The organism is Streptomyces sp. NPDC005566 (assembly GCF_040605575.1).
Taxonomy (GTDB): Bacteria; Actinomycetota; Actinomycetes; order Streptomycetales; family Streptomycetaceae; genus Streptomyces.
On record NZ_JBEXDB010000003.1, the window covers coordinates 33094 to 58664 of the forward strand.

27 protein-coding genes are annotated in these 25571 nt (G+C 71.1%); 9 read left to right on the forward strand and 18 right to left on the reverse strand.

What is annotated here, in order from left to right; genetic code table 11:
• Nucleotides 1-125 precede the first annotated feature (125 nt).
• Nucleotides 126-710, forward strand: a complete 585-nt coding sequence (locus ABZS61_RS05455; RefSeq protein ID WP_356416520.1) for an SCO3374 family protein — start codon at nucleotides 126-128, stop codon at nucleotides 708-710.
• Here the strand turns inward: ABZS61_RS05455 and ABZS61_RS05460 are convergent.
• The 10 genes from ABZS61_RS05460 to ABZS61_RS05505 form a co-directional block, all read right to left on the reverse strand.
• Nucleotides 689-1024, reverse strand: a complete 336-nt coding sequence (locus ABZS61_RS05460; protein ID WP_351178245.1) for an Lsr2 family protein — start codon at nucleotides 1022-1024, stop codon at nucleotides 689-691. The two genes, ABZS61_RS05455 and ABZS61_RS05460, sit on opposite strands and share 22 nt — an antisense overlap.
• Before the next feature lie 144 nt (nucleotides 1025-1168).
• Nucleotides 1169-1750, reverse strand: a complete 582-nt coding sequence (locus tag ABZS61_RS05465; protein ID WP_356416524.1) for an amino-acid N-acetyltransferase — start codon at nucleotides 1748-1750, stop codon at nucleotides 1169-1171.
• Nucleotides 1751-1759: 9 nt separating this feature from the next.
• A complete protein-coding gene (locus ABZS61_RS05470; protein WP_356416527.1) occupies nucleotides 1760-2194 on the reverse strand; it encodes a BlaI/MecI/CopY family transcriptional regulator in 435 nt (144 codons plus the stop codon).
• A gap of 104 nt (nucleotides 2195-2298) precedes the next feature.
• Nucleotides 2299-2478, reverse strand: coding sequence for a hypothetical protein (locus tag ABZS61_RS05475; protein WP_351178236.1), 180 nt, complete (start codon nucleotides 2476-2478; stop codon nucleotides 2299-2301).
• Nucleotides 2479-2587: 109 nt separating this feature from the next.
• Nucleotides 2588-3184 (reverse strand): hypothetical protein, encoded by a 597-nt coding sequence (locus ABZS61_RS05480; RefSeq protein WP_356417151.1) that lies wholly within the window; start codon nucleotides 3182-3184, stop codon nucleotides 2588-2590.
• Between the two features lie 140 nt (nucleotides 3185-3324).
• Entirely contained in the window at nucleotides 3325-4122 is a 798-nt protein-coding gene (locus ABZS61_RS05485) for a type III pantothenate kinase (RefSeq protein ID WP_329209795.1), read from the reverse strand.
• Complete coding sequence (gene nadC, locus ABZS61_RS05490; RefSeq protein WP_356416532.1) at nucleotides 4122-5171, reverse strand: carboxylating nicotinate-nucleotide diphosphorylase; 1050 nt, start codon at nucleotides 5169-5171, stop codon at nucleotides 4122-4124. Before nadC ends, ABZS61_RS05485 begins: the two co-directional genes overlap by 1 nt.
• 82 nt (nucleotides 5172-5253) lie before the next feature.
• On the reverse strand, nucleotides 5254-7062 hold the full coding sequence (locus tag ABZS61_RS05495) for an L-aspartate oxidase (protein ID WP_356416534.1): 1809 nt from the start codon (nucleotides 7060-7062) through the stop codon (nucleotides 5254-5256).
• Nucleotides 7059-8072, reverse strand: coding sequence for a pantoate--beta-alanine ligase (gene panC / locus ABZS61_RS05500; protein ID WP_356416537.1), 1014 nt, complete (start codon nucleotides 8070-8072; stop codon nucleotides 7059-7061). Before panC ends, ABZS61_RS05495 begins: the two co-directional genes overlap by 4 nt.
• Nucleotides 8069-9073 carry a DUF2520 domain-containing protein gene (locus ABZS61_RS05505; protein ID WP_356416540.1) on the reverse strand — a complete coding sequence of 335 codons (1005 nt, stop codon included), beginning with the start codon at nucleotides 9071-9073 and terminating at the stop codon, nucleotides 8069-8071. Before ABZS61_RS05505 ends, panC begins: the two co-directional genes overlap by 4 nt.
• 154 nt (nucleotides 9074-9227) lie before the next feature.
• Here ABZS61_RS05505 and ABZS61_RS05510 point away from each other — a divergent pair, with 154 nt between their 5' ends.
• On the forward strand, nucleotides 9228-10373 hold the full coding sequence (locus tag ABZS61_RS05510; protein ID WP_356416542.1) for a beta-eliminating lyase-related protein: 1146 nt from the start codon (nucleotides 9228-9230) through the stop codon (nucleotides 10371-10373).
• Between the two features lie 60 nt (nucleotides 10374-10433).
• On the opposite strand, the gene ABZS61_RS05515 is transcribed toward ABZS61_RS05510, so the two are convergent.
• Nucleotides 10434-10592 carry a hypothetical protein gene (locus ABZS61_RS05515; protein ID WP_356416545.1) on the reverse strand — a complete coding sequence of 53 codons (159 nt, stop codon included), beginning with the start codon at nucleotides 10590-10592 and terminating at the stop codon, nucleotides 10434-10436.
• Between the two features lie 104 nt (nucleotides 10593-10696).
• Between ABZS61_RS05515 and ABZS61_RS05520 the strand changes: the two genes are divergently transcribed.
• On the forward strand, nucleotides 10697-11809 hold the full coding sequence (locus ABZS61_RS05520; RefSeq protein ID WP_356417152.1) for a DUF5937 family protein: 1113 nt from the start codon (nucleotides 10697-10699) through the stop codon (nucleotides 11807-11809).
• Nucleotides 11810-11817: 8 nt separating this feature from the next.
• Here the strand turns inward: ABZS61_RS05520 and ABZS61_RS05525 are convergent, their stop codons facing one another.
• Both ABZS61_RS05525 and ABZS61_RS05530 read right to left on the reverse strand, forming a co-directional pair.
• Nucleotides 11818-12495, reverse strand: a complete 678-nt coding sequence (locus ABZS61_RS05525) for a response regulator transcription factor (RefSeq protein WP_356416547.1) — start codon at nucleotides 12493-12495, stop codon at nucleotides 11818-11820.
• 18 nt (nucleotides 12496-12513) lie between these two features.
• A complete protein-coding gene (locus tag ABZS61_RS05530) occupies nucleotides 12514-13722 on the reverse strand; it encodes a sensor histidine kinase (RefSeq protein WP_356416550.1) in 1209 nt (402 codons plus the stop codon).
• A gap of 96 nt (nucleotides 13723-13818) precedes the next feature.
• On the opposite strand from ABZS61_RS05530, the gene ABZS61_RS05535 reads away from it, so the two are divergent.
• Together ABZS61_RS05535 and ABZS61_RS05540 are read left to right on the forward strand one after the other, a co-directional pair.
• Nucleotides 13819-14826, forward strand: a complete 1008-nt coding sequence (locus ABZS61_RS05535) for an SAM-dependent methyltransferase (RefSeq protein WP_356416553.1) — start codon at nucleotides 13819-13821, stop codon at nucleotides 14824-14826.
• 48 nt (nucleotides 14827-14874) lie between these two features.
• Nucleotides 14875-16017: an NADH-quinone oxidoreductase subunit D gene (locus tag ABZS61_RS05540; RefSeq protein WP_356416556.1), complete on the forward strand. Its 1143-nt coding sequence runs from the start codon at nucleotides 14875-14877 to the stop codon at nucleotides 16015-16017.
• Nucleotides 16018-16094: 77 nt separating this feature from the next.
• On the opposite strand, the gene ABZS61_RS05545 is transcribed toward ABZS61_RS05540, so the two are convergent.
• The 4 genes from ABZS61_RS05545 to ABZS61_RS05560 form a co-directional block, all read right to left on the reverse strand.
• Entirely contained in the window at nucleotides 16095-17123 is a 1029-nt protein-coding gene (locus tag ABZS61_RS05545) for a hypothetical protein (protein WP_356416559.1), read from the reverse strand.
• A 102-nt stretch (nucleotides 17124-17225) separates the two neighbouring features.
• Nucleotides 17226-18206: an ABC transporter substrate-binding protein gene (locus ABZS61_RS05550; RefSeq protein ID WP_356416562.1), complete on the reverse strand. Its 981-nt coding sequence runs from the start codon at nucleotides 18204-18206 to the stop codon at nucleotides 17226-17228.
• A 49-nt stretch (nucleotides 18207-18255) separates the two neighbouring features.
• Nucleotides 18256-18930 carry an ABC transporter permease gene (locus ABZS61_RS05555; RefSeq protein WP_356416565.1) on the reverse strand — a complete coding sequence of 225 codons (675 nt, stop codon included), beginning with the start codon at nucleotides 18928-18930 and terminating at the stop codon, nucleotides 18256-18258.
• A 3-nt stretch (nucleotides 18931-18933) separates the two neighbouring features.
• The gene (locus ABZS61_RS05560) at nucleotides 18934-19656 is read right to left on the reverse strand and encodes an ABC transporter permease (protein ID WP_356416568.1); all 723 of its coding nucleotides are present in this window, start codon (nucleotides 19654-19656) and stop codon (nucleotides 18934-18936) included.
• Nucleotides 19657-19786: 130 nt separating this feature from the next.
• Between ABZS61_RS05560 and ABZS61_RS05565 the strand changes: the two genes are divergently transcribed.
• The gene (locus tag ABZS61_RS05565; RefSeq protein ID WP_356416571.1) at nucleotides 19787-20968 is read left to right on the forward strand and encodes a betaine/proline/choline family ABC transporter ATP-binding protein; all 1182 of its coding nucleotides are present in this window, start codon (nucleotides 19787-19789) and stop codon (nucleotides 20966-20968) included.
• A gap of 42 nt (nucleotides 20969-21010) precedes the next feature.
• Here ABZS61_RS05565 and ABZS61_RS05570 read toward each other — a convergent pair whose 3' ends face one another.
• A complete protein-coding gene (locus tag ABZS61_RS05570) occupies nucleotides 21011-22132 on the reverse strand; it encodes an alpha/beta hydrolase-fold protein (RefSeq protein WP_356416574.1) in 1122 nt (373 codons plus the stop codon).
• 144 nt (nucleotides 22133-22276) lie between these two features.
• On the opposite strand from ABZS61_RS05570, the gene ABZS61_RS05575 reads away from it, so the two are divergent.
• From ABZS61_RS05575 to ABZS61_RS05585, 3 genes are all read left to right on the forward strand, one after another.
• Nucleotides 22277-24112, forward strand: a complete 1836-nt coding sequence (locus ABZS61_RS05575; RefSeq protein WP_356416577.1) for a phosphatidylglycerol lysyltransferase domain-containing protein — start codon at nucleotides 22277-22279, stop codon at nucleotides 24110-24112.
• A gap of 93 nt (nucleotides 24113-24205) precedes the next feature.
• Nucleotides 24206-25003, forward strand: a complete 798-nt coding sequence (gene folP, locus ABZS61_RS05580; protein WP_356417153.1) for a dihydropteroate synthase — start codon at nucleotides 24206-24208, stop codon at nucleotides 25001-25003.
• Nucleotides 25000-25482: a nuclear transport factor 2 family protein gene (locus ABZS61_RS05585; RefSeq protein WP_356416580.1), complete on the forward strand. Its 483-nt coding sequence runs from the start codon at nucleotides 25000-25002 to the stop codon at nucleotides 25480-25482. Before folP ends, ABZS61_RS05585 begins: the two co-directional genes overlap by 4 nt.
• The last annotated feature ends 89 nt before the right edge of the window (nucleotides 25483-25571 follow it).

Below are 25571 nucleotides of genomic sequence, written 5' to 3' on the forward strand. Positions count from 1 at the left end.
TCCCTCCGCTACGGGCGAACAACTTCACGCTGCCGAATGCTCCCGTACGCCCCCATCACGGACACGAAGAGCAGTCGATCATGAACTGTGCGTAACCCTGGGCCCGGTTCGGCGGTTCATCGGTCATGGCTCCCATCGTCCCGCCCCCCCGCTCGTCGCCCGAAGCCGACGCCTGCGCGCGGTGGTACGCGACGGAGCTCGACTGGGCCACGACGGGAACAGCACCCGTGCGGTTGCTGACCGGGCTGCGCTTCGACGTGCTGGAGCTGCCTGCCGCGGCGGGTCACGCGGCACTGCGCCGGGTGGGGCGCACCGGCCCCGTGGCACTGGCGGGGCAGCGGATGCGACTGCTGGTGGCCGCCGGGAGCGCCGACGAGCTGCCGGGGCTGCTCGACTGGCTTGAGTGGAGCGGTATCGCTCTCGACCTGGCCGCCGTCGGAACGGGCGGACACATCGACGCCCCTGCGCCGCCCGGTGGGGCGGGGGGCTCGCCGGGGGCCGCCTTCTGGCTGCGGCCCCCCGAACCGCGCCAGGAGGTGGAGCCGCTGCTCCCGGCCCTGGCCGGCCTCGGGAGCAGGGGTGGGGATGCTCCCGATCTCGTACGACTGGTGGACGCGGCAGCGACGGAATGCCACCGGCTCCGGCTCACGCATGCCCGGACACACCTGTTGACCCATCGGCCGACAGGTCAGCCGTTGGCCTTCTCGTAAGCCTCACGGATCTCGGCGGGAACGCGGCCGCGGTCATTCACATTGTGGCCGTTCTCGCGGGCCCACTTACGGATCTCCGCGGTGTCCTTGTTGCCACCCGTAACGGCACGGCCCTTGCCGCGACCGGTCGCCGCGCGACCACCCGTGCGACGGCCACTCCGGGCGTAGGGCTCGAGAAGACCACGGAGCTTGTCCGCGTTGCTCGTCGTGAGGTCGATCTCGTACGTCTTGCCATCAAGAGCGAACGTGACGGTCTCGTCCGCCTCGCCACCGTCGAGGTCATCAACAAGAAGGACCTGAACCTTCTGTGCCACCGGATTTCCTTTCATCGAAAATGCAGTACGCGGAAAGGAAACCGCTTTTCCCCGGAAAACACAAACCCCTGGGAGACGTTCAGTAGCACAAGAACACGGGAAACGTGCGCGATTCGGACATAGGGTTCCGGCGTCTAGTCCCGGTCACAGGTGCAGAAGCATCCGACTGTTACCCAAGGTGTTCGGCTTCACTCGTTCGAGACCGAGGAACTCGGCGACGCCCTCGTCATAGGAACGCAGCAGCTCGCTGTAGACATCTCCGTCGACCGGCGTCTCTCCGATCTCGGTGAAGCCGTGCTTCGCGAAGAAGTCGACTTCGAAGGTGAGACAGAAAACCCGGCGGACACCGAGCCAGCGTGCGGTCTGCAAGAGCTTGTCCAGAACTTGGTGACCTACTCCGGCGCCCTTGATGCCGTGGTCGACGGCGAGAGTACGCACTTCGGCGAGGTCTTCCCACATCACGTGGAGTGCACCGCAGCCGATGACACGGCCGTCCTCATCACGTTCGGCGACCCAGAACTCCTGGATGTCCTCGTAAAGCGTCACCGTCGCTTTGTCGAGCAGGATGCCTTCGGCGACGTAGCCGTCGAGCAGGCCGCGGACGGATGCCACATCGCTCGTCCTGGCACGACGGACGGTGATGGCGAGTTTCCCAACCGACGGGTCGGTAGGAAAATCTGTATGCGGCTCGGTTTGCGGCTCGGTTTGCGGCAGCTCTGAGGACATGCCCCGACGCTATCGCCCGATCTCCGGTGGTGCTTCATCGGCCGGGACCGCGTCATCGGGCGGCGCTGCGGCCGGTTCGGGGAAGACCGGCGAGACCATGCGCACCGCATCCTGGAGAGCCTCGCGCTGCTCGGCGGACATCATGCCGAAGAAGGCGACCAGAGCGGCCGCCGGGTTGTCGCTGAGGGACCATGCTTCGTTCATCAGTGCGGCCGAGTACGCGGCCCGGGTGGAGACCGCCGTATATCGATATGCCCGGCCGTCGACTTCTCGGCGCACCCAGCCCTTCTGATGGAGATTGTCCATTACCGTCATCACGGTCGTGTATGCGATGGACCTCTCCTGCTGAAGGTCCTCGAGAACTTCCCGCACGGTGACCGGACGGTTCCATTGCCAGACCCGTGTCATCACGGCGTCTTCCAGCTCTCCCAATTGGCGAGGCACAGAGTCACCTTAGTGCTAGATGTCTGGAATGGGCCATTTTATCGAGACGGCAAAAGGGCGCACAGCTCCTCAGGAGCCGTACGCCCTTCTCGAACCGGTCCGGATCAGACGCCGTCGGCCCGCGGAGCCTGCTGCAGCGATTCGGCGCGGGCGGCCGCGGCATCCACGGCCGCGTCCTCCTTGGCCTTGTTCGGGCCGCCTTGGCTCTTGACGATGGTCACGACAAGACCGATGAAGAAGGCGGCCATCACCACGGGGGGCACGAGCGCGGATACGTAGTCCATGCCGTCCAGGGTAGCGAGCCCGGCATTCCGGTCTCTCCCGGGCACCCCCAGGGTCTTCCGTTCGGATCATGCCGGACCTCGCGAGCCCGGCATGATCGAGCGAGAAGCCCTAGGACACGGCACGTTCCTCGGGCGGGGGTGCGGGCGCCGGGCGCCGCCGGGGCGGGAAGACCTCGGACGGCTTGGGCATGGGGCGCTCACCGGGAGCCGCAGGGCGCGCCGGCGTCGCGGGCCGGGACGGGACCTTGGGACGCTCGGGCTCCTTGGCGGCCGCCAGGCCACCGGGCAGGGCGAGCAGCCGGCTGCGCGGCGCGGGCGTCGTCGCGGGTACGGCGCGTCCGGCGAGGCGGGCCCGTACCGAGCGTTCCGCGAGCACCTGACAGCGCTCCAGGAGCGCCGCCGCGACCGGCCCGGCACGCAGTGCGCGCAGGGCCGCCAGATCGTCGGGACGGGGGTCGTAGCCGGCGGCGAGAGCGTCCTGCAGGAGTTCCAGGTAGCCGCTGAGGGAACCGGGGAGTGCGTCGCGGTACCGGGCGAGATCGGCGAGGAGGAACGCGCGCAGTCTGCCTGCCTCGCTCACCGCCTCGTCCACCGCGCCGGCGAGCCGCAGGCAGTCCTGGACGTCGTCTTCCGGCAGGGACGTGGGGTGGAGGGCATGGGCGAGAGCACGTCGGAGCACCCGCAGCTCGTCCGCACTGAACGCCATGCCGCCGCGTGATCCGTAGGGCGTGGGCATGACGCGACAATACGTGCTAAATGGACAAAATCCGCTTAACTGGCCGCCCGGCGGCGCGCCGTCCTCCGACGCGCCGCCGGGCCGTTCCCGCAGGTGACCGCGGGCGCGCCCTACATCCGGGCGATGTTGCGCTCGTACACGAGACGAAGGCCGATGAGCGTGAGCCAGGGTTCGTGCTCGTCGATGACGGAGGACTCCCCCAACACCATCGGAGCAAGGCCGCCGGTCGCGATGACGGTGACCTCGTCGGGGTCGGCCGCCAGCTCCTTCTTCATGCGCTCGACGACGCCGTCGATCTGGCCCGCGAAGCCGTACACGATGCCGGACTGCATCGCTTCGACGGTGTTCTTCCCGATCACACTGCGCGGCCTGGCCAGCTCGATCTTGCGGAGCTGGGCGCCCTTGACCCCGAGCGCCTCCACCGAGATCTCGATACCGGGCGCGATCACGCCGCCCGTGTACTCGCCGCGGGCGGACACCGCGTCGAAGGTGGTGGCCGTACCGAGGTCGACGACGATCGCCGGACCGCCGTAGAGCTCGACGGCAGCGACGGCGTTGACGATGCGGTCGGCGCCGACCTCCTTCGGGTTGTCCGTCAGTACGGGCACACCCGTCTTGACGCCCGGCTCCACGAGGACCGCGGGGACATCGCCGTAGTAGCGGCGGGTGACCTCGCGCAGCTCGTGCAGGACGGCGGGCACCGTCGAGCAGATCGCGATGCCCTCGATCCCGTCTCCCAGCTCCACGCCGAGCAGCGGGTGCATGCCCATCAGTCCCTGGAGCAGCACGGCGAGCTCGTCGGCGGTGCGGCGGGCGTCGGTGGAGATCCGCCAGTGCTCGACGATCTCCTCGCCGTCGAAGAGGCCGAGGACCGTGTGGGAGTTGCCGACGTCGATGGTGAGAAGCATCAGGCGCCGGCCCCGTCGGTGGGTACCCCGGTGTCACGGAAGTCCAGGCCGATGTCGAGGATCGGCGAGGAGTGCGTGAGCGCGCCGACGGCCAGGTAGTCGACCCCCGCCTCCGCGTAGGCGCGGGCGGAGCCGAGGGCGAGCCGGCCCGAGGACTCCAGCACCGCACGGCCGCCGACGAGGGCGACCGCCTCGGCGGTCGCGGACGGGGTGAAGTTGTCCAGCAGGATCAGGTCGGCACCCGCGTCAAGCACCTCGGTGACCTGCTCCAGTGTGTCGACCTCGACCTCGACGGCGAGCTCGGGGAACGCCTCCCTGACCCGCTTGAACGCTTCGGCGACACCGCCGGCCGCGATGACGTGGTTGTCCTTGACGAGGGCCGCGTCCACGAGCGACATGCGGTGGTTGACGCCGCCGCCGCAGCGGACCGCGTACTTCTCCAGGGCGCGGAGTCCGGGAGTCGTCTTGCGGGTGTCACGGACCTTCGTCTTCGTGCCTTCGAGCACATCGGCCCAGGCCCGGGTCGCGGTCGCGATCCCGGAGAGCCTGCACAGCAGGTTGAGCGCGCTGCGCTCGCCGGTGAGCAGGTCACGCGTACGGGTGGTGACGGTGAGCAGCTTCTGTCCGGGCGCGACGCGGTCGCCGTCCTCGACATGGCGCTCGACCTCGAACTCGTCCGTGCAGACGATGGACAGGACGGCCTCGGCCACGCGCAGACCTGCGACGACACCTGCCTCGCGGGCGGTGAAGTCACCGGTGGCCACGGCCTCCTCGGAGACGGTCGCCACGGTCGTGACGTCCACCCCGCCGTCGAGGTCCTCCTCGATCGCGACATGGGCGATGTCCTCGACCTGCACGGGGTCCAGGCCCGCATCGGCGAGCAACTGGGCCAGAGCGGGGTCGAGGCCGCACTCCAGACCGTCCGGGTCGTAGCCGTCGTCGCAGCCGCAGCCGTCGCCGCAGCCGCCCCCGGACGCGGCGGGCGCGCCGATGTGGATCAGCGGTACGTCCACGGGTGTCGGGCGCGGGTTCTCTTCGGGCGTGCTCACGGTTACGGCTCCTCGGGGGCTGGATGGTCGGGGTACTGCTCGGTGTTGCTGCGCAATCCGGGCGGCGTCGTGCTGTCGCCGCTCAGTCTGCTGAATCCTCGGGGCGTACGGGCGGGAATGCGGCGCTGTCCGTACGACGGACGACGAGCCGCCGGTCCGGGGCGATCCGGACGACGAGGTGACGGCGCCAGTCCGCGTCGTCTCGCTCGGGCCGGTCCTCGCGCCAGTGGCAGCCGCGGGTTTCCTCGCGCTCCCGGGCGGCAGCGACCAGAACCCGCGAGACGAGGAGCAGATTGGTGGCCTCCCATGCCTCGACGCCGGGCACGGCGTCCTTGGCGCCGGTCTCGGCGGTGTCCGCCGCGGTGGCCGCGGTCCGCTGGAGGGAATCCAGCTCCTCGGCCGCGCGGGCGAGACTGGCGGCGGAGCGGATGACTCCGGCGCCCCTCGTCATGATCCGCTGGATCGCCGTCCGGGACTCGGCGGTGAGCAGTGGGGCGGGCTCCGACGCGGGCCGGTGGGCGCCGGGGACGGCTGCCCCGGTCCCGGTCGGCTGCGCCAGGTCCTGATCGCGGCCCTCGCCCCTGCCGTGTTCACCGGACACGTCCTGGGCCGGGTCCTGGGTTCGGTCGTGGGCCGGGTCCTGGGTCCGGTCCGTCACGATGTCCGCCGCGATGCGTTCGGCGAAGACCAGGCCCTCCAGGAGGGAGTTGGACGCGAGCCGGTTCGCGCCGTGCACTCCCGTGCAGGCGACCTCCCCGCAGGCGTACAGGCCGGGAACCGTCGTACGGCCCCGGAGGTCGGTGCGGACGCCGCCCGAGGCGTAGTGCGCGGCCGGGGCCACCGGGATCGGCTCCGTCACCGGGTCGATGCCGTGGGCCCTGCACGCGGCCAGAATCGTCGGGAAGCGCTGCTCCCACATCTCGGCGCCGAAGTGACGCGCGTCGAGATACATGTGCTCGGTGCCCAGGAGGTGCATCTGGCGGGTGATGGCCTTGGCGACGATGTCGCGCGGGGCCAGTTCGGCCAGCTCGTGCTGCCCCAGCATGAAGCGCGTGCCGGAGGCGTCGACGAGATGGGCGCCCTCACCCCGTACCGCTTCCGAGACCAGCGGCTGCTGGCCCTCGGAGTCGGAGCCGAGAAACAGGACGGTCGGGTGGAACTGGACGAACTCGAGGTCGGAGACCTCCGCGCCCGCCCTCAGAGCGAGGGCCACCCCGTCGCCGGTGGAGACCGGCGGATTGGTGGTGGCCGAGAAGACCTGGCCCATGCCGCCGGTCGCGAGGACCACCGCAGGAGCGCGGACCGCGCCGACTCCGTCGTGCTGGCCCTCGCCCATGACGTGGAGGGTGACGCCCGCGGTACGGCCTTCGGCATCGGTGAGCAGGTCGAGGACCAGGGCGTTCTCGACGGTGTGCAGGGCTGCCGAGCGGACCGCTTCGACCAGGGCGCGGGAGATCTCGGCCCCCGTGGCGTCTCCGCCCGCGTGCGCGATGCGGCGCCGGTGGTGGCCGCCCTCGCGGGTCAGGGCGATGGCGCCGGTGTCGGTGGTGTCGAAGTGCGCGCCGGTTTCGATCAGTCGGCGTACGGCGTCGGGGCCCTCGGTCACCAGGGTCCGCACCGCAGTCTCGTCGCACAGGCCCGCGCCGGCGACCAGGGTGTCGTCGAGGTGCTGCTCGGGGGTGTCGCCCTCGCCGAGAGCCGCGGCGATGCCGCCCTGCGCCCAGCGGGTGGAGCCGTCGTCGAGGCGGGCCTTGGTGACGACGACGGTGGCGAGACCGGCCGCGGCACAGCGCAGGGCGGTGGTGAGACCGGCCACGCCGGAGCCGACCACGACGACGTCCGCGTCGATGGCCCAGCCGGGGGCGGGGGCGGTCAGCCGTATTCCGGTCACGTCAGGGCTCCGAGGGTCAGCGGGATGTTGTCGATCAGACGGGTGGCACCCACCCGTGCCGCGACGGCGAGGATCGCCTCGCCGCTGTCGCGGGCGGCGGGGATCTCGGTGAAGTCGGCCGGGTCCACGAGCGCCAGGTAGTCCAGCTCGAGCGGCACCGCGTCCTCGGCCGCCTCGTCGAGGACCGCCTGGGCCGCTGCCCGTACCGCGGCCGGTCCGACCGTCGGCCGGGCCAGCGCCACGGCCTGGGTGTCGGCGGCCGCACGGGCCTCTCCGAGCTTCGTGAGCGCCGCGGCCCGCCCCTCCCGCTCGGGGGTGGTCTGCGCGCGGGCGTGCAGCGCCTGCTGGGCGGCCAGCCGGTCGCGGGCCGCGAACAGGGCCCTGGGGAGGGCCAGCGCGGTGCGGCGTTCGTCGGCGGAGAGGAAGCGGTTGCGGCTGGAGAGCGCGAGGCCGTCGGGGTCGCGGACCGTGGGCACGGCGACGATGTCCACGCCGAAGTTGAGGTCGCGCACCATGCGCCGGATGAGCGCCAGCTGCTGGGCGTCCTTCTGCCCGTAGAACGCCGCGTCGGGCCGGGTGAGGTGGAGGAGCTTGGCGACGACGGTGAGCATGCCGTCGAAGTGCCCGGGGCGCGAGGCGCCTTCAAGACGCTCGCCCATGGGGCCGGCGGTGATCCGGACCTGGGGGTCACCGCCCGGGTACACCTCAGTGACGGAGGGCGCGAAGACGGCGTCCGCACCGGCCGCCGCGGCAAGGGCGAGGTCGGCGTCCAGGGTGCGGGGGTAACGGTCGAGGTCGGCGGCCTCACCGAACTGGAGCGGGTTGACGAACACCGTGACGACGACCTGTCCACCGGGTCCCGCGGCGGCCCGTGCCGTACGGATCAGGGTGGCGTGGCCGTCGTGGAGCGCGCCCATCGTCATGACCACGGCGCGCTGCGCACCGGCCGGCCGGTGCAGGGCGTCCAGTTCCGCGGCGGTGCGCAGAAGTGTGGCGGGTGCGGTGCTCATCGGCCCTCCCCCGGCCCGGTCTCGTCCGTGCCGTCCATGCCGTCCGTGCCGTCCGTGCCGTTTGCTCCGTTCACGCCGTTGCCGGTGTTCGCGCTGTCCGACAGGACATCGAGGAGGTCCTCCGCGAACTCCGGCTTCAGCAGACCGTGGGCCAGCGCCCGGTCGGCCGTGGTGCGGGCCATCGCGACATATCCGGCCACCGCCTGCGGGGCGTGCCTGCGCAGCTCGGCGATGTGCGCGGCCACCGTGCCCGCGTCGCCCCGGGCCACGGGGCCGGTCAGCGCGGCGTCGCCGGAGCGCAGGGCGTTGTCCAGGGCGGCCCCGAGCAGCGGGCCGAGCATCCGGTCGGGTGCGGACACTCCGGCCTTCTGCAGCAGCTCCATGGACTGGGCAACCAAGGTGATCAGGTGGTTCGCTCCGAGGGCGAGGGCCGCGTGATAGAGCGGACGGGACTCCTCCGCGATCCATTCGGGCTCACCGCCCATCTCGATGACGAGCGCCTCCGCGGCGAGCCTGAGCTCCTCGGGCGCGGTGACCCCGAAGGAGCAGCCGGCCAGCCGCTGGACGTCGACGGAGCTGCCGGTGAAGGTCATGGCCGGATGCAGGGCGAGCGGGAGCGCCCCCGCACGCAGTGCGGGGTCGAGCACCTTCGTCCCGTACCGCCCGGACGTGTGGACGATGAGCTGGCCGGGCCGCACGGCACCGGTCTCGGCGAGGCCTTCGACCAGGCCGGGCAACGCGTCGTCGGGGACCGTCAGCAGCACGAGCTCGGCGCGCGCGAGGACCTCGGCCGGCGTGACGAGGGGTACGTCGGGGAGCAGCGCGGCGGCCCGGCGCACGGATGCGTCGGAGACGCCCGAGACCGCGACGGGGCGGTGCCCGGCGAGCTGCAGCGAGGCGGCGAGGGCGGGTCCGACCCGTCCCGCGCCGACGACGCCGACGGTGAGACGGGCGGGGCGGTCCCTGGCGTCGAGGGATTCCTTGGAAACAGATGCGTTCACGCGGCGATGGCCTTCCGTTCCAGTCCGCGGGGGGTACCGGACGATTTCTCTGCATGCTACGCCAGCGTTTCGCCAGACCCCCCGGCTGTCCACAGCCTGTGGGTAACTCTGGGCCGCGACCCGAAAGGCTGTCGGTCCGGGTGATGATCGTCCCATGGCAGTCACCGATGAGCAGAAGCAACGGCACCGCAGGCTGACCGCGTGGAAGCGGTCCCGAAAGGTGCTCGCCCGAGCGTCCGCCGACCACACCCTGGGCGAGCGGCTGGCAGCGCTGGCCGCCGACGCGGGGTCGGTCCACGACCTGGACGAGTGGACGGATGTGTACGGCGACGGGGTCGTCGCCGAGGTGGAGCGGCGGACCGCGGATCTGCTGGGCATGGAGGCCGCGGCGTTCTTCCCGACCGGGACGATGGCCCAGCAGGTCGCGCTGCGCTGCTGGGCGGGGCGTACGGGAAACCCGGTCGTGGCGCTCCACCCGCTCTCCCACCCCGAGATGCACGAAGGGGGCGCCCTCACGTCGGTGAGCGGGCTGCGCACGGTGCATCCGACGTCCGCACCGCGGTCGCCCACGGCGGAGGAGGTCCGGGACTTCCCCGAACCTTTCGGCACCCTCATGCTGGAGCTCCCGCTGCGCGACGCCGGCTTCGTCCTGCCCTCCTGGGAGGAGTTGGAGGCCGTCGTGGCCGCCGCGCGGGAGCGGGACGCCGTCGTGCATCTGGACGGAGCCCGGCTGTGGGAGTGCGGACCCCACTTCGGGCGCGGTCTGCCGGAGATCGCGGCTCTCGCCGACAGCGTGTACGTGTCGTTCTACAAGTCCCTGGACGGATTGTCCGGTGCGGTGCTCGCCGGCCCCGAATCGCTGGTCGACGAGGCGCGGACCTGGCGCCACCGGTACGGCGGCCAGGTCTTCCAGCAGTACCCGGCGGCGCTCTCCGCCCTGCTGGGTCTGGAGCGGGAGCTGCCGAGGCTGCCCGAGTACGTGGCGCACGCGAAGGTCGTCGCAGGGGCGATGGCGGAGGGTTTCGCGGACAGTGCGGCGCCCTGGTTCCGGGTGCATCCGGAACCGCCGCACACCCACCAGTTCCAGGTGTGGCTGCCCTACGGGACACGGGAACTGGACGAGGCCTCGGTGCGGCAGGCCGAGGACACGGGCGTGACGTTGTTCCGCCGGTGGCTGGCCGGGCCCGCGGGGCCGCCCGGGGTCTCGTACACCGAGGTCACGGTGGCTGCGCCGGGGCTGGAGTGGACGGCGGGGGATGTGCGGGAGGCGGTGGCGGAGTTCGTGCGGCGGCTGGGGTAGGCGTGGGCGGCCCGGTCCACACGGTGACCGGGCTCTCCTCGATCACCGGCCGGGCACTCCTCAGACGCTGCGCCGGCCCTGTTCCGCGGTCCAGGCGTGGAAGCGCCTGCGCAGTTCCCGCAGGACCTCCCGGTCATGGCGGCCGGGCGGTGGGGGCGGGGGCTCACCGTGCTGCGCCGCACGGTAACTGTCGAGCATGTGCTGCTGAACGATGTCCATGCATCCAGCGTGAACCCGTTCCCCGCACTCCGCGCGCCGATTGACGGGCCCCGTCAACCGGTGCCCGGCTTCGTCCGCGTACCCCGCACCATGGACGGGTGAGCGTGCACATAGACATCGCGGGCCTGTCCCCCGAACGCATCCATTTCGAGATCTCGCCCCTTGCCGAGCTGGGGCTCGCCCTGCATGCGCTCTCCGAGCCCGGGCACCATCCGGGCCACCACGGGTGGGCGACCGCGACGGCGGCGGCCCTCGAGCCCGACCTCGCGGACCGGCTGCACGAGGCCGAGTTCCTCTGGCGCAACACCTTCTCCGACGTCTTCCTCCCGTTCGCCGGTGTCCGCGGCGGCGAGGGCCGGACCGGTTCGAGCCTGGCCGAGGACCTGGACATCCTCGACAGGATGGACGACGAGCGGTTCGTCTCCGCGGCCCTGGAGTTCACGTGCGCGAGCCTGTACGGGACGGGCGCACCGTCCCCGCTCACCAGCGCCACGATGCGGGCCCGCGCACTGGACATGGCGGCGGCCAGAGGGCCCCAGCAGTTGGAGTTCACCCAGCAGCTGCTCGCCGCACCCGGTTCCGTACGCACCTGGGTGCGTCGCCTCTTCGAGGACTGCGACCAGGCCTTCTTCGCGGACACCTGGCAGCGGGTCCGGGTCCAGCTGGCCGCCGACGCACGGCACAAGACCGAACTGCTGCGGCACAAGGGCCTCGACGAGGTGTTCCGCGCGGTCTCGCCCGCGCTGTCGATCGACGAGGACGCGAGCAGGCTGATCATCGACAAGCTGACCGTCGGCCGGACGAACGCCGCCGACCCGGCCGTCGGAACGGGGCTCACCCTCATCCCGACCAGCTTCGGCTGGCCCCATCTGATGGTGCTCCACGCCCCGGGCTGGCGGCCGGTGATCCACTACCCGGTGCACCGCCCCGAGCTGCCCTCCCCCGCCTCCGTGGAGCTGCTCCAGCTACGGATGGGGGCCCTGGCCCACCCGATGCGGATGCGCCTGTGCCGCAACCTCGCCCGTTCCCCGTACACCACCGGCGAACTCGCCGACGCGCACGGCATCACGGCCCCCGAGGTCTCCCGGCACCTGGCGGTGCTCAAGAAGGCCGGCCTGATCACCACGCGCAGGCGCGGCCGGTACGTACTGCACGCACTGGACCTGACCGTGGTGGCCCGGCTCGGCAGCGACTTCCTGGAAGGCGTGCTGCGGTAGCGCGCCGCTCAGGCGCCCGACCCGCCGCCTGCCCTGACCAGGCCCGTCTCGTACGCGAGGACGACCACCTGGACGCGGTCGCGCAGGTTCAGCTTGGTGAGGATGCGGCCCACGTGGGTCTTCACCGTCGCCTCGGACAGCACCAGACGGGCCGCGATCTCGCCGTTCGACAGCCCCTGGGCAACCAGCATCATCACTTCCCGCTCGCGCTCGGTCAGCTTCTCGATGTGCTTGTGCTGCGGCTCCTTTCCGCTGCTGGGCAGCATCGGGGAGAACTGGTCGAGGAGCCTGCGGGTGGTGGACGGGGCGACCACGGCGTCGCCGCTGTGCACGGAACGGATCGCGGCGAGCAGTTCGCCGGGTGGCACGTCCTTGAGCATGAAGCCGCTCGCGCCCGCCTTCAGGCCGGAGAACGCGTACTCGTCCAGGTCGAACGTGGTCAGGATGAGGACCTTGGGCGGATCGGTCTGCGCGCAGATGCGCCGGGTCGCCTCGACCCCGTCCAGCCGCGGCATGCGCACGTCCATCAGCACCACGTCGACGGTCGTGGACCGCAGGACCTCGATCGCCTCCGCCCCGTCACCCGCCTCGGCGACGACCTCCATGTCCGGCTGGGCGGCCAGCACCATCCGGAAGCCCGTGCGCAGCAGCATCTGGTCGTCGACGAGCATTACGCGGATCGTCATGAGGGTCCTGTCCTTGTGTCACTGGTTGGCGGGCTTGAGCGGGAGCAGTGCGCTGATCCGGAAGCCGCCGCCCGGGCGCGGTCCCGCGTCCAGCGTGCCGCCGACCATGCCGACCCGCTCCCGCATACCGATCATTCCGTGTCCGGCGCCGTCGGCCCCGCCGTCCTCGTACAGCTCGTGCGCGGCACCCCGGCCGTCGTCCTCGACGAGCAGCCCGAGGCCGTCGTCGAAGTAGACCAGCCGCACGCTGGCCCCTGCGTCCGGGCCACCGTGCTTGCGGGTGTTGGTGAGGGCCTCCTGGACGATCCGGTACGCGGTCAGCTCGACGCCGGTCGGCAGCGGACGCGGAGTGCCCTCGATCTTGAAGTCCACCGCGAGGCCCGTCCGCCTCACCTGGTCGACCAGGTCCTCGATCTGCTCGACGTCGGGCTGGGGCACGTACTCGCCGCTCTCCCGGGTGTCGCCGGTGCGCAGCACCCCGAGCAGCCGGCGCATCTCGGCGAGGGCCTGACGGCCGGTGCTGGAGATGGTCTCCAGTGCCTGCCGGGCCTGGTCGGGAGCCGCGTCCATGACATAGGCGGCGCCGTCGGCCTGAACCACCATCACCGAGACGTTGTGCGCGACGACGTCGTGCAGCTCCCGGGCGATGCGAGCCCGTTCGGCGGCCACGGCGACCTTCGACTGCGCCTCGCGCTCGCGCTCCAGCCGGGCGGCGCGCTCCTCCAGCTGGTCGAAGTAGGCCCGCCGGGTACGCATCGAGTCGCCGAGCACCCAGGCGAGGACGAACGGCACGGTCATGACGACGACGACGAAGACCGACTGCACCCAGCTGCCGGACGGGGAATCCTCCGGCCAGCGCAGCTGCGAGAGCCCCGCGGCGCCGAGACTGCACGCCAGGGCGAGCCGGGAGGCCCAGCGCTCCCCCACGGTGGACACGGTGTAGATGATCACCAGCATGGCGAAGTCCGCGGCGCCCGGACGCACGTCGAGCAGCAGCTGCGCGATGCCCATCACGATCGTGAGCAGCAGCATCTTCTCCGGTGCACGACGGCGCAGCGCGACCACGGTGCACAGTCCGACCGCGATCGGTACGGCCGCGACGCGCTCCCTGCCGTCACCGGTCTGCTCGGCCACGATGGACATGCCGGAGAGCCCGAGGAGGAAGACAGCCCAGAAGGTGTCGACGCCCGTCGGGTGTCTGCGGATGAAATCGTAGAAGCGCTGCACGTGACCCAGCGTAGGTACAGGTGATCGGTACACGGGTCAGCCGAAGGGCCGATCCGGGTCCTGGGACCGTACTCCCCAAGGTGGAGACTTGCCTACGTGACGGATGACTGGTGCGGATGGCGGGAAGCGGCAGAGACCGCTTTGTACGGGGACGAGGGCTTCTACCGGCGCCCCGAGGGTCCGGCGGGCCATTTCCGCACGTCGGTGCACGCATCCCCGCTGTTCGCCTCCGCCGTCGCCCGGCTGGTCGTCGGCACGGCGCGCGAGCTGGGAACGGAATCCGTGGACCTGGTGGATGTGGGAGCGGGCCGGGGTGAGCTGCTGACCGGCGTGCTGACGGCGCTGAGGGCCGGGGCCGCCGGTCCGGGACTCGTCGTACGGGCCCACGCCGTGGAACTCGCGCCGCGGCCGCCTGGCCTGGACCCTGCCATCGAGTGGAGCGCCGAGCTGCCGCAGGGCACGAAGGGGCTGCTGTTCGCCAACGAGTGGCTGGACAACGTCCCGACGGACATCGCCGAGGCCGACGCCGACGGAGTGGCCCGCTACGTCCTCGTACGGGCCGACGGCACGGAACGGCTGGGCGATCCGGTGACCGGGGCGGACGCGGAGTGGCTGGCCCGATGGTGGCCGCTGACCGTGCCGGGCTCCCGTGCGGAGATCGGTCGGCCGCGCGACGAGGCCTGGACCCGGGCGGTCGACTCGATGGCCGAGGGGGTCGCGGTGGCGGTGGACTACGCGCATGTACGGGGGGAGAGGCCACCGTTCGGAACACTGACCGGCTTCCGGGCCGGCCGCGAGGTGCGGCCCGTACCCGACGGGAGCTGCGACCTGACCTCACACGTGGCGCTGGACGCGTGCGCGGCCGCGGCGGCCGACGGCGCGGTGGCCGAACTGCTGGATCAGCGGGCGGCGCTGAAGGAGCTGGGGATCAGCGGCGAACGTCCGCCGCTCGCACGGGCGTCGACGGATCCGGCCGGCTACGTGCGGGCACTCGCGGCGGCCGGCGAGGCTGCCGAACTCACCGCGCGGGGCGGGCTCGGGGACTTCGGGTGGCTGCGGCAGCGGACAGCGCCGGGGCTTCGCCCCGTACCCCGGCCGGTCTGAGGGACCTGGGGCCGGGCCCCCGGGACGGGAAGGGGGATACTGTCCCGCATGACGGAGACGACGGTCGGCATCGGCGGCGCGGCAGAGAGCACCGACATGGTGCTCAACATCGGTCCGCAGCACCCCTCCACGCACGGTGTGCTCCGGCTGCGGCTCGTCCTGGACGGTGAACGGATCCAGCACGCCGAACCTGTCATCGGCTACATGCACCGCGGCGCGGAGAAGCTCTTCGAGGCCCGCGACTACCGGCAGATCATCATGCTCGCCAACCGCCACGACTGGCTGTCGGCCTTCTCCAACGAGCTCGGTGTCGTGATGGCCGTCGAGCGCATGCTGGGCATGGAGGTCCCGGAGCGCGCCGTCTGGACGAGGACGCTGCTGGCCGAGCTGAACCGGGTCCTGAACCACCTCATGTTCCTGGGCTCCTACCCCCTCGAACTCGGCGGGATCACCCCGGTCTTCTACGCGTTCCGGGAACGTGAGGAGCTCCAGGCCGTGATGGAGGAGGTCTCCGGCGGCCGGATGCACTACATGTTCAACCGGGTCGGCGGCCTCAAGGAGGACCTTCCCGCGGGCTGGCTGGGCCGGGCCCGGGAAGCCGTCGCCTCGGTCCGCTCCCGGATGGACGTGTACGACCGGCTGGTGCTCGGGAACGAGATCTTCCGGGGCCGCACCCGGGGCGTGGGCGTGCTGTCCGCCGAGGCCGTGCACGCCTACGGGGTGTCCGGCCCGATCGCCCGCGCGTCCGGGGTCGACTTCGATCTGCGGCGCGACGAGCCCTACCTCGCGTACGGGGAACTGCAGGACACCCTCAAGGTCGTCACCCGGACCGAGGGCGACTGCCTGGCCCGCTTCGAGTGCCTCCTGGAGCAGACGCACAACGCACTGGACCTGGCGGACGCCTGCCTGGACCGGATGGCCGGCCTGGCGCCCGGGCCCATCAACCAGCGGTTGCCCAAGGTCCTGAAGGCGCCCGAGGGGCACACCTACGCGTGGACCGAGAACCCGCTCGGCATCAACGGCTACTACCTGGTGTCCAAGGGCGAGAAGACCCCGTACCGGCTGAAGCTCCGCTCCGCCTCGTTCAACAACATCCAGGCGCTCACCGAACTGCTGCCCGGCACCCTCGTCGCCGACATGGTCGCGATCCTTGGGTCGCTCTTCTTCGTCGTCGGGGACATCGACAAGTAGCCGGCGGGCGGTCACCCGCCTCCCGGCGCGCAGCGGCTGCAGCTACGGAACTGCTACGGCTACGGCTACGGCTACGGCTACGAGGAGATCGCGCTGCGCAGCCGCACGACGTCCAGTTGTTCCGTCTCGTCGTGCGCGGTCAGGTCGATGACCTTTCCGACGGCCCGGTTCTCAGCCGTGCGCGTACGGTGCGCGGCCAAGGCCTCCTCGCCCACGACGTCCGCAAGGTCCTCGTTCTGCACGGACTCGATCGCGGCGTTCGCCTTCTGCGTACCGAAGAAGTCGAAGCTGCCCTGCGGGACGAGATGGCGCCGCCCGCCCGCGTACGGGACGACAGCCGAGGCGACGGGTACGGAGCGCGGCGCACGCACGGGCGCGGACGGCAGCTGAGGTGCGGGGAGGGCGGCCGAAGGGCGGTGGTGCTGGTCACCTGCTCCGGCGGCCGCCGCGTGCTTCCCCTTCGGGCCCTCGCCCTCCGAGTCCCGCTCCGCGGCACGCTCGGCCAGGTCGCGCTCCCTGGCCAGCTCGGCCGTGCGGCGGGCCTCCTGGAGCGCGGCGTTGCGCGTCAGCTCCCGCAGGGCCTGGGCGGCGCGCAGGTAGGCGGCCGGGGTCGGGGTCGACCGGGCCGTGGGAAGCTCCCGGGGTATCGCCGCCGCTTCGATGGCAAGCTGCCTGCGGCCCTCCAGGGCCCCGGCCCGCTCGGTCTCGGCGTTCGCGTACCGGCGCAGCAGCGCGGCGTGTTCGCCCCGCAGGCCGGCGAGCTCCACCCGCTTGCGGCGCAGTTTCGTCTCCAGGCGGAGGCGCAGTTCCCGTGATTCCTCGAGGTCGGCCTCGAGCTCGGCTATGCGCTCCTCGGTCTTCCACTCGTCGCTGACGCGGGCCCGGTTCAGCTCCGCGACGCGCAGGCCTGCCGCCCGGTCCCAGCTGCGCATCAGATAGGCGCCGCTGAGAGCGGCGCCCGCTGTCGCGGCCACCAGAACGCGCAGCGCCACAGGATCCGCGAGGAGCCAGGCTCCGGCGGCGCAGACGACCGACGCTCCGGCCACCACGGAGGGCGGCAGGATTTTGTGGAGGGGTGGCGAATGGCGGTGACGTCCACGTGGCATGGCCCGAAATTTACCGTGCGCACGGGTCACTTGGGAGGCCGCCCGGCAATCTGTTCCCGCCCGGTTACCTTGCGGCCCCCCGAATGACTGTTCCGCGGCCGTCTACTTCTTGATCAGACCCTTCGACTGCAGATACTCCTTGGCCGCATCGGCGGGCTTGGCACGCTCCGCGTCGACCTTGCGGTTCAGTTCGGCGAGGTCCTCCGTGGTGAGGACATCGGTGAGCTTCCCGAGCGCCGCGGCGATCTCCGGGGCACCCGCGTCCTTGGCGTTGAGCACCGGAAGGACGTTGTCCGCGTTCTGGAGCTTCTTGTCGTCCTCCAGGAAAACCAGCCCGTACGCGTCCAGCACCGCGTCCGTGGTGGTCGTGAGGACAAGCTGGTCCTTGCCGTCCTTGACCGCCTGCTTGGACTGCGGTGTCCCGACTCCCTTGGGGTCGATCCCGGTGACGTCGATGCCGTACGTCTTTTTCAGTCCCGGTGCGCAGAACGGGCGGATCTCGCACTCGTCGCCCGCTGCGATCTTCACCTTGATCTTCGACCGGCCGAGGTCGGAAAGCGTCCTGAGGTCGTTCTTCTCGGCGAATTCCTTCGACACCGCGAAGGCGTTCTGATCGACCGCCTCGCCGACCGGGAGAACCTTCAGCCCGAGCGGACCGGCGAGCTTCTCCAGAGCTGCGACGGTCGCCGCGGCGTCTCCCGATGCGACCGGCTTCTTCTCCGCCTCGGCGGCACCGTTGACCTTGGCGTTGAGGAATTCGGCGATGGTCGCCGCGTATTCCGGGACGACGTCGATCTCGCCCTTCTCCAGCGACGGCTCGTACAGTTCACGGTTCTTCACCGTGGTGATCGAGGTGCTGTATCCGGCATCACCCAGGAGCTGCGCGTACAGCTCGGCGAGCACCTTGGACTCGGTGAAGGAAGCGGCGCCCACGACGAGCGAGCCCTTCTTGGAGTCCGCGCCGGTCCCGGTGTCCGGGCCGCTCTTCTCCTTCTCCAGGCTGTCGCCGCCGCATGCGGCGAGCGACCCGGCCAGCGCGACCACTCCGATGACCGCACTCGCTATGCGCGAGGTCCTGCTCATGTTGTTCTCCATCCGAGAAAGGGGTGTGCACAGTCCGAAAAGCGCGCGTTCATGGCGTCCGGCGGCGGCGCAGGGGCGACAGCAGCCGGTCCAGCACCACCAGTGCCCCCTCCACCACCAGGGCAAGCAGGGCGACCAGTACGGCGCCTGCGAATACCTGCGCCGTGTCGTAGGTGTTGAATCCTGCGGTGATGATCCGGCCCAGGCCGCCCAGGCCGACCATCGCGGCGATCGAGGCGGTGGCGACCACCTGGACCGCCGCGGACCGCAGCCCGGTCATGATCATGGGATAGGCCAGCGGGAGCTCCACCCGCGCGAAGAGCTGCACACCGGACATGCCCATTCCCCGGGCGGCCTCGATCACCGACCGGTCCACTTCCCTCATCCCGACATAGGCGTTGGTCAGCAGCGGCGGCACGGCGAAGAGCACCAGCGCGATGATGGTGGGGACGTAGCCGGAGTTGCGCAGCGGCGTCATCATGAAGAGGGCGAGGACCGCGAACACCGGGATCGCCCGGCCGACGTTGGAGATGTTGACCGCGAGCGCACCTCCCTTGCCCATGTGCCCCAGGTACAGCGCGACAGGCAGGGCGATGGCGCAGGCGGCCACCAGGGCCACACCGCTCACGTACAGGTGCTCGCCCAGCCGGTGCGTCGCCCCGTTCTCCCCGGACCAGTTGGCTCCGGTGATGAGCCAGGTCCAGGCATCCCCGATGACTCCCATGGGTCAGCCCGCCTCCGTCTTCGCCAGGCCCGCAGGCCCGGTCACCGCCGTGGCGGGCGTCCGTATACGGGTCCAGGGCGTGAGCAGGCGTTGCAGTCCGAGCAGCAGCAGGTCCGCTGCCACCGCGAGCAGCACGCAGAGCACGGAGGCCGTGAGCACCTGGGCCTTGAAGAAGCTGGGCAGCGCGTCCTCGATGAGATTGCCGAGGCCGCCCTTGCCGACGAGGGACCCCACCGTGGTCAGCGCGACCGTCGACACCGTGGCGATCCGCAGACCGGCCATCAACGCGGGGAGCGCGAGGGGGAGTTCCACCTCCCACAGGAGCCGGCCGGGGCCGTACCCCATGCCCTGCGCCGCTTCCTTCGCCTCCTGGGGCACCGCTTCGAGCCCTGCCAGGATGTTCCGTACGAGAATGGTCAGCGAATAGAGCACCAGGCCGGTGACGACGAGGGCCGCGGACAGTCCGAACAGCGGCAGCAGCAGCGAGAACATCGCCAGCGACGGCACCGTGTAGAGCACCGTGGTCAGGCCGAGCACCGGTCCGGCGAAATGCCGGCCGCGGCGCGCGAGAAGCGCGAGCGGAAATGCGACCACGAGGCCGATCAGTACCGAAGCCACCGTGATCCAGATGTGCTGGACGGTCGCCTCGGTCAACTCCTGGCTGCGGGAGCGCAGATACTCGCCGCAGATCCAGTCGTTCGCCACCAGGCAGTTCTGCTCGGCCATCCGTCCCCCACCTCCGTCTGCCGCCGTGGACTCGATGCCTGGCGACCCTATCCCCGAGCACCGACAATCGCCGAGGCTGTCGTATTCCAGCAACATGTCCTTCACAGAACCCGCGTCACAATGGGGAATCATGATCCGTTTCGAGCACGTCACCAAGCGGTACGCGGACGGCACCACCGCCGTCGACGACCTTTCCTTCGAGGTCGCCGAGGGTGAACTGGTCACGCTCGTCGGACCTTCCGGCTGCGGCAAGACGACCACGATGAAGATGGTGAACCGTCTGATCGAACCGACAGAGGGCCGGATATTCCTCGACGGGGACGACATATCCGCCATCGACCCGGTACAACTGCGCCGCCGCATCGGCTATGTGATCCAGCAGGTCGGGCTGTTTCCGCACAAGACGGTCCTGGAGAACACGGCAACCGTCCCCCATCTCCTCGGCTGGAACCGGGGAAAGGCGCGTGAGCGGGCCGCAGAACTCCTCGATCTCGTCGGACTCGATCCTTCCGTTTATGGCGGGCGCTATCCCGAGCAGCTGTCCGGCGGTCAGCGCCAACGGGTCGGTGTGGCCCGGGCGCTGGCCGCCGACCCGCCGGTTCTGCTGATGGACGAACCATTCGGCGCGGTCGACCCCGTCGTACGGGAACGGCTCCAGAACGAATTCCTGAAACTGCAGGCACAGGTACGCAAGACCGTGCTGTTCGTCACGCACGACATCGAGGAGGCCGTCCGGCTCGGGGACCGTATCGCCGTGTACGGACAGGGCCGTATCGAGCAGTTCGACTCGCCGGCCACCGTGCTCGGGGCACCCGCGACGCCGTACGTCGCGGACTTCGTCGGGGCGGACCGCGGTCTGAAACGGCTCTCGGTCACCCCCATCGAGGAGAGCGACCTGGACCAGCCGCCGGTCGTCCATCTCGACGATCCGCTGGCGGAGGCGACCGCGCGGCTGCGCGCCCGGGGCGCCCGCTGGGCGGTCGTGCTGGACGGCGAGGACAACCTGCACGGCTGGATCCCCGCGGGTGACGTCGCGCCGGCCGACGCGGCGGGAACGGTCCGCGAGCACGCCCACCGCATGGAGGCCTGGCTTCCGCTCGGCGCCCCGCTCAAGCAGGCCTTCGCCACCATGCTCCAGCACGACGCGGGCTGGATCGCGGTCATCGACGAGGAGAGCACCGGCCGCTTCCTGGGCGTTCTCACACCGGCCCGCCTCCACGAGGCGCTGCGCCGCTCGATCGACGCGGACGCCCAGGACCTTCCGCGCGCCGAGGTCGCGGTGGAGACCGTCGCGACGGTCGCTTCACCGTGAACCACGGGGCGGGGGCCCCGTACGGAGCCGGGAAGGCCGGGATCAGGTCGCGCCGAGCCTGCCGCTCATCCACTCCAGGGCCGGAGGGATCTCACGCCGCCAGGTGTTGAAGTTGTGGCCGCCGCTGTCGAGCACGATCGAGGACACCCGGGCGGGCGCCTTCACCCGGTCGATGAACTCCCGGGTGCCCCGGAGGTTCCCCTCGCCCTGCCGCGACGTCGTGACCAGGAAGGACGAGGCTGCAGGCGGCCGGTGATCCAGGCTCCACAGCAGATCGGCGCGGTGGCGCGCGTTCCGGTCGCCGTGGAAGAGGTCGCCGGTCGTCGGGTCCTCGGCTGCCCTGTAGTAGGCCGACAGACCGGCACTCGCGGCGAAGCGCTCCGGGTGGTGCAGGCCGAGCTTCAGCGCGCAGTAGCCCCCGGTCGAGTTGCCGATGACACCCCAGTTGCGGGCGCGGTCGCCGACCCGGTACGCCCGGGAGACCGCCTGCGGCAGGTCCTCGGCGAAGAAGGTCTCGGTCTGCGGGCCCTCCGCGATGTCCACGCATTCGGTGTCCCGGGGCGGCGCCACCGTCGGCCGCAGCATCACCAGGACCATCGGCTGCGCCCTGCCCGCCCTGACCAGTTCGTGAGCGGTCTGCGGGTAGCGCAGGCCCTTGACCAGGTTCTCGGCGGTGCCCGGGTAGCCGGTCAGCACGATGACCGCGGGGAACGTCCGCCGGGCGTGCGCCGGCTGGAAGTACTCCGGGGGCAGATAGACGTACGCCGGACCGTCGATCCGCGAAGCCCGCCCGGAGACGACGACCTTGTCGATCCGGCCCGCCACCGCGGGCCTGCCGCCTCCCGGCACATCGGGCCGCTGGGTGCCGATCCGGGCCACGCCCCCGGCGGCGGGCTCACCGGCGCCATGGTCGGTGACCGTTCCCAGGTCCTGCTTCTGCCCGAACAGATCGGCCCAGGAGCCGTAGAAGAGGAAGGAGTTGTTGGCCAGGAGGCCGGCTGAGACGAAGAGCGTCAGCTGGGTCGCCAGCAGCAGACCGATCCGGCCCGCCACCGCGGAGGCCGTGCGGGCGGCGAGCCGGGGCCAGAGCCGGATCGTGAGCGCGAACAGTCCGACGGCCAGTGATACCGCCAGGACCAGAACGGCGTTGCTGGTGAGACCCATGGGTGGAGGTGAGCTTTCTGTGCGGGAAATTTCCGGAAAGGGGATGAACCCACTCCTCGGAAGCCTCGTCCTAGAGGGCGCACATCGTCCGTAGCGGGCTTCGGCCGACGGACTCAGGAAACTCTCGCGGAGCCACGGGAAGCGATGTCTGTCACGGTAGATGGGGATACATCAGGAACGGTTCCGTATGCGGCACGCGGACGCAGGTTCCTGCGCGGACCGCGGCCCGCGTCCGTACCGGCACTGGTGGGAAGCGCCTGCGCGGCGGTCGGACTGATCGATGTCGTCGCCGGGGTCTTCCCGCGGTTCCGGCACAGCCGGATGCACACCTTCGCCGAGGTGCTCCCCGGCGCTCTGGGACCGTTCGCCGCGGCGCTCTCGCTCAGCTCGGGCGTCCTGCTGCTCCTGCTCGCCCACGGCATCAAACGACACAAGCGGCGCGCCTGGCGGGCCGCCGTCGTCCTGCTGCCCGCGGGCGCGGTGGCCCAGTTCGTCTACCGCCACTCCCTGCTCGGGGTGCTCGTCTCCCTCGCGCTGTGCTTCCTGCTGGTGCGGCACCGGAGCCAGTTCGCCGCCCTCCCCGACCCGAGGAGCCGCTGGAGGGCGCTGGCCAACTTCGTCCTCCTCGGTGCGGGTTCGCTCGCGCTCGGCCTCGTCGTCGTCAGCGTGCACCCCGGCCGGGTCGTGGGGAACCCGTCCATCGCCGACCGGCTCCAGCACGTGCTCTACGGCCTGTTCGGCCTGGAGGGACCCGTGGACTACGCCGGGGCGACCTCCTGGACGGTGGCGTACTCCCTGGGCGCTCTCGGCCTGCTGACCGCCGTCACCACGATCTACTTCGCCTTCCGCCCCGAGCACCCGGCCGCCCGCCTCACCGAGGACGACGAGGCCCGGCTGCGCGCCCTGCTGGCCAAGCACGGGGGCCGCGACTCGCTGGGGCACTTCGCCCTCCGCCGTGACAAGGGCGTCGTGTTCTCCCCCAGCGGCAAGGCCGCCGTCTGCTACCGCGTGGTGTCCGGGGTGATGCTCGCCGGAGGCGATCCGATCGGCGACGTGGAGGCCTGGCCGGGTGCCATCGAGCGCTTCATGGACGAGGCCCAGGCGCATTCCTGGACCCCTGCGGTGATGGGCTGCAGTGAGACCGGCGGCGAGGTGTGGACCCGGGAGACCGGACTGAGCGCTCTGGAGCTCGGCGACGAGGCGGTGGTGGATGTCGCGGATTTCTCCCTCGCCGGGCGTGCGATGCGCAACGTACGCCAGATGGTGAAACGCATCGAGCGCAACGGTTACGAGACACGCGTCCGGCGCGTACGCGACATCGGTGACACCGAACTCGAACGCATCCGCAGGGCTGCCGCCGACTGGCGCGGCACCGACACGGAGCGCGGCTTCTCCATGGCGCTGGGCCGGATCGGCGACCGGGCCGACGGCGACTGCGTCATCGCCACCGCCCATCTGGCGGAAACCGGCGCGGAGGAATCGCCGTACGGCGATCTGAAGGCAGTACTCCACTTCGTGCCGTGGGGCGCGGACGGTCTGTCGCTGGAGCTGATGCGACGCGACCGCTCGGCCGACCCCGGCATGAACGAACTCCTGATCGTCGCCTCCCTGCAGGCCGCCCCCAGGCTGTCCGTCGCACGCGTATCGCTGAACTTCGCCATGTTCCGCTCTGCCCTCGCCCGCGGTGAGCGGCTGGGCGCAGGGCCCGTGCTGCGCTGCTGGCGCGGGCTGTTGATCTTCCTGTCGCGCTGGTTCCAGATCGAATCGCTGTACAGGTTCAACGCGAAGTTCCAGCCCCGCTGGGAGCCCCGTTTCGTGGTCTTCCGCACCAGCCGCGACCTGCCCCGGATCGGCCTCGCCGCCCTGCAGGCCGAGGGCTTCGTGAGCCTCGCGCTGCCCCGCCCCTTCCGCTCCCGCCGCCCCCGCCCCTGCGGCCACCGGCCCGAGCAGCGTGCGGAGCGCGGCGTCCGCGCGGCCTGACGGACCCGTTCCCGGGCCTAGGCTGGTCGTATGAGTACGTTGCGAGGACGGGGCACAGTGCAGGGACTGCCGGAGTGGGACCGCTGTGCGGTCATGGGGGTCGTCAACGTGACGCCCGATTCCTTCTCCGACGGGGGCCATTGGTTCGACACCACAGCCGCGATCAAGCACGGCCTCGAACTGGTGGCCGAGGGTGCCGATCTGATCGACGTCGGCGGCGAGTCGACCCGCCCCGGCGCGAGCCGGGTGGACGAGTCGGAAGAACTCCGACGGGTGATCCCCGTCGTGCGGGAGCTGGCCTCCGAGGGCGTCACGATCTCCGTGGACACCATGCGGGCCCGCGTCGCCGAGCAGGCCGTCGCCGCCGGCGCGGCCCTCGTCAACGATGTGAGCGGCGGCCTCGCCGACCCGGACATGGTCCCGGTCGTCGCCGCGGCCGGTGTGCCCTTCGTCGTCATGCACTGGCGCGGTTTCAGCGAGTCGATGAACAGCAGGGCGGTGTACGAGGACGTCGTCGCCGAAGTGATCGCGGAACTGCGCACGCGCATGGATGCCGTGATCGCGGGCGGCGTCGCCCCGGAGAAGCTGGTGATCGACCCCGGCCTCGGCTTCGCCAAGGACGCCTCGCACGACCTCGCGCTCATGGCGCACCTCGGCGAGCTGCGCGACCTGGGCCGGCCGGTACTCGTCGCCGCCTCCCGCAAACGCTTCCTCGGGCACGTCCTGGCCGGTGAGGGCGCCGCCCCACCGCCCGCCCGCGAGCGCGACGCAGCCACGGCCGCGATCTCCGCTCTCTCCGCCCGTGCGGGCGCCTGGGCGGTCCGGGTGCACGAGGTGCGCGCCACGGCCGACGCCGTGCGCGTCGCCCGTGCCGTCGAGGGGGCGGCGTGACCGGCCCGCGCGAGGAGTACGAAGAGGCGGCCGCCGACATCGAGTCCGTCGAGCAGGCCAATACGGCGTTCTACGAGGCGATGGAGCGAGGTGACTTCGACGCGCTCTCGGCCCTCTGGCTGCCGGGCGAGGACCTCACCATCTCCTGCGTCCATCCGGGCTGGCCGGTGCTCACCGGCCGCGGAGAGGTGCTGCGCAGCTACGCGCTGATCATGGCGAACACCGAGTACATCCAGTTCTTCCTGACCGACGTCGGGGTCGCGATGACCGGAGACACGGCTCTGGTGACCTGCACCGAGAACATCCTCAGCGGCGGCCCGGCGGAGGAGGGCAACTCGCTCGGCCCGCTCGTCGGCCAGCTCGTCGTCGCCACCAATGTGTTCCGGCGCACACCGGACGGCTGGAAGCTCTGGTCCCACCACGGCTCACCGGTGCTGGCCGAAACCGACGAGGAGGACGACGAGGAGTCGTCCTCCTGAGCGCGTGGGCCCTCATCGAGGATCGGAACCCACGCACCGGAACCCACGGGCCGGAACCCACGCACCGGAACCCCGAGGGCGGGGCCCGG

What these genes read in the sequence shown, in the direction of transcription:
- folP (WP_356417153.1), top strand. Translation starts at nt 24,206, where the DNA reads ATGGGGGTCGTCAACGTGACGCCCGATTCCTTCTCCGACGGGGGCCAT.
- ABZS61_RS05480 (WP_356417151.1), bottom strand. Translation starts at nt 3,184, where the DNA reads ATGGCGTTCAGTGCGGACGAGCTGCGGGTGCTCCGACGTGCTCTCGCC.
- ABZS61_RS05575 (WP_356416577.1), top strand. Translation starts at nt 22,277, where the DNA reads ATGTCTGTCACGGTAGATGGGGATACATCAGGAACGGTTCCGTATGCG.
- ABZS61_RS05455 (WP_356416520.1), top strand. Translation starts at nt 126, where the DNA reads ATGGCTCCCATCGTCCCGCCCCCCCGCTCGTCGCCCGAAGCCGACGCC.
- ABZS61_RS05545 (WP_356416559.1), bottom strand. Translation starts at nt 17,123, where the DNA reads ATGCCACGTGGACGTCACCGCCATTCGCCACCCCTCCACAAAATCCTG.
- ABZS61_RS05570 (WP_356416574.1), bottom strand. Translation starts at nt 22,132, where the DNA reads ATGGGTCTCACCAGCAACGCCGTTCTGGTCCTGGCGGTATCACTGGCC.
- ABZS61_RS05485 (WP_329209795.1), bottom strand. Translation starts at nt 4,122, where the DNA reads ATGCTTCTCACCATCGACGTCGGCAACTCCCACACGGTCCTCGGCCTC.
- ABZS61_RS05560 (WP_356416568.1), bottom strand. Translation starts at nt 19,656, where the DNA reads ATGGCCGAGCAGAACTGCCTGGTGGCGAACGACTGGATCTGCGGCGAG.
- panC (WP_356416537.1), bottom strand. Translation starts at nt 8,072, where the DNA reads ATGAGCACCGCACCCGCCACACTTCTGCGCACCGCCGCGGAACTGGAC.
- ABZS61_RS05510 (WP_356416542.1), top strand. Translation starts at nt 9,228, where the DNA reads ATGGCAGTCACCGATGAGCAGAAGCAACGGCACCGCAGGCTGACCGCG.
- ABZS61_RS05565 (WP_356416571.1), top strand. Translation starts at nt 19,787, where the DNA reads ATGATCCGTTTCGAGCACGTCACCAAGCGGTACGCGGACGGCACCACC.
- ABZS61_RS05515 (WP_356416545.1), bottom strand. Translation starts at nt 10,592, where the DNA reads ATGGACATCGTTCAGCAGCACATGCTCGACAGTTACCGTGCGGCGCAG.
- ABZS61_RS05465 (WP_356416524.1), bottom strand. Translation starts at nt 1,750, where the DNA reads ATGTCCTCAGAGCTGCCGCAAACCGAGCCGCAAACCGAGCCGCATACA.
- ABZS61_RS05555 (WP_356416565.1), bottom strand. Translation starts at nt 18,930, where the DNA reads ATGGGAGTCATCGGGGATGCCTGGACCTGGCTCATCACCGGAGCCAAC.
- ABZS61_RS05475 (WP_351178236.1), bottom strand. Translation starts at nt 2,478, where the DNA reads ATGGACTACGTATCCGCGCTCGTGCCCCCCGTGGTGATGGCCGCCTTC.
- ABZS61_RS05525 (WP_356416547.1), bottom strand. Translation starts at nt 12,495, where the DNA reads ATGACGATCCGCGTAATGCTCGTCGACGACCAGATGCTGCTGCGCACG.
- ABZS61_RS05540 (WP_356416556.1), top strand. Translation starts at nt 14,875, where the DNA reads ATGACGGAGACGACGGTCGGCATCGGCGGCGCGGCAGAGAGCACCGAC.
- ABZS61_RS05550 (WP_356416562.1), bottom strand. Translation starts at nt 18,206, where the DNA reads ATGAGCAGGACCTCGCGCATAGCGAGTGCGGTCATCGGAGTGGTCGCG.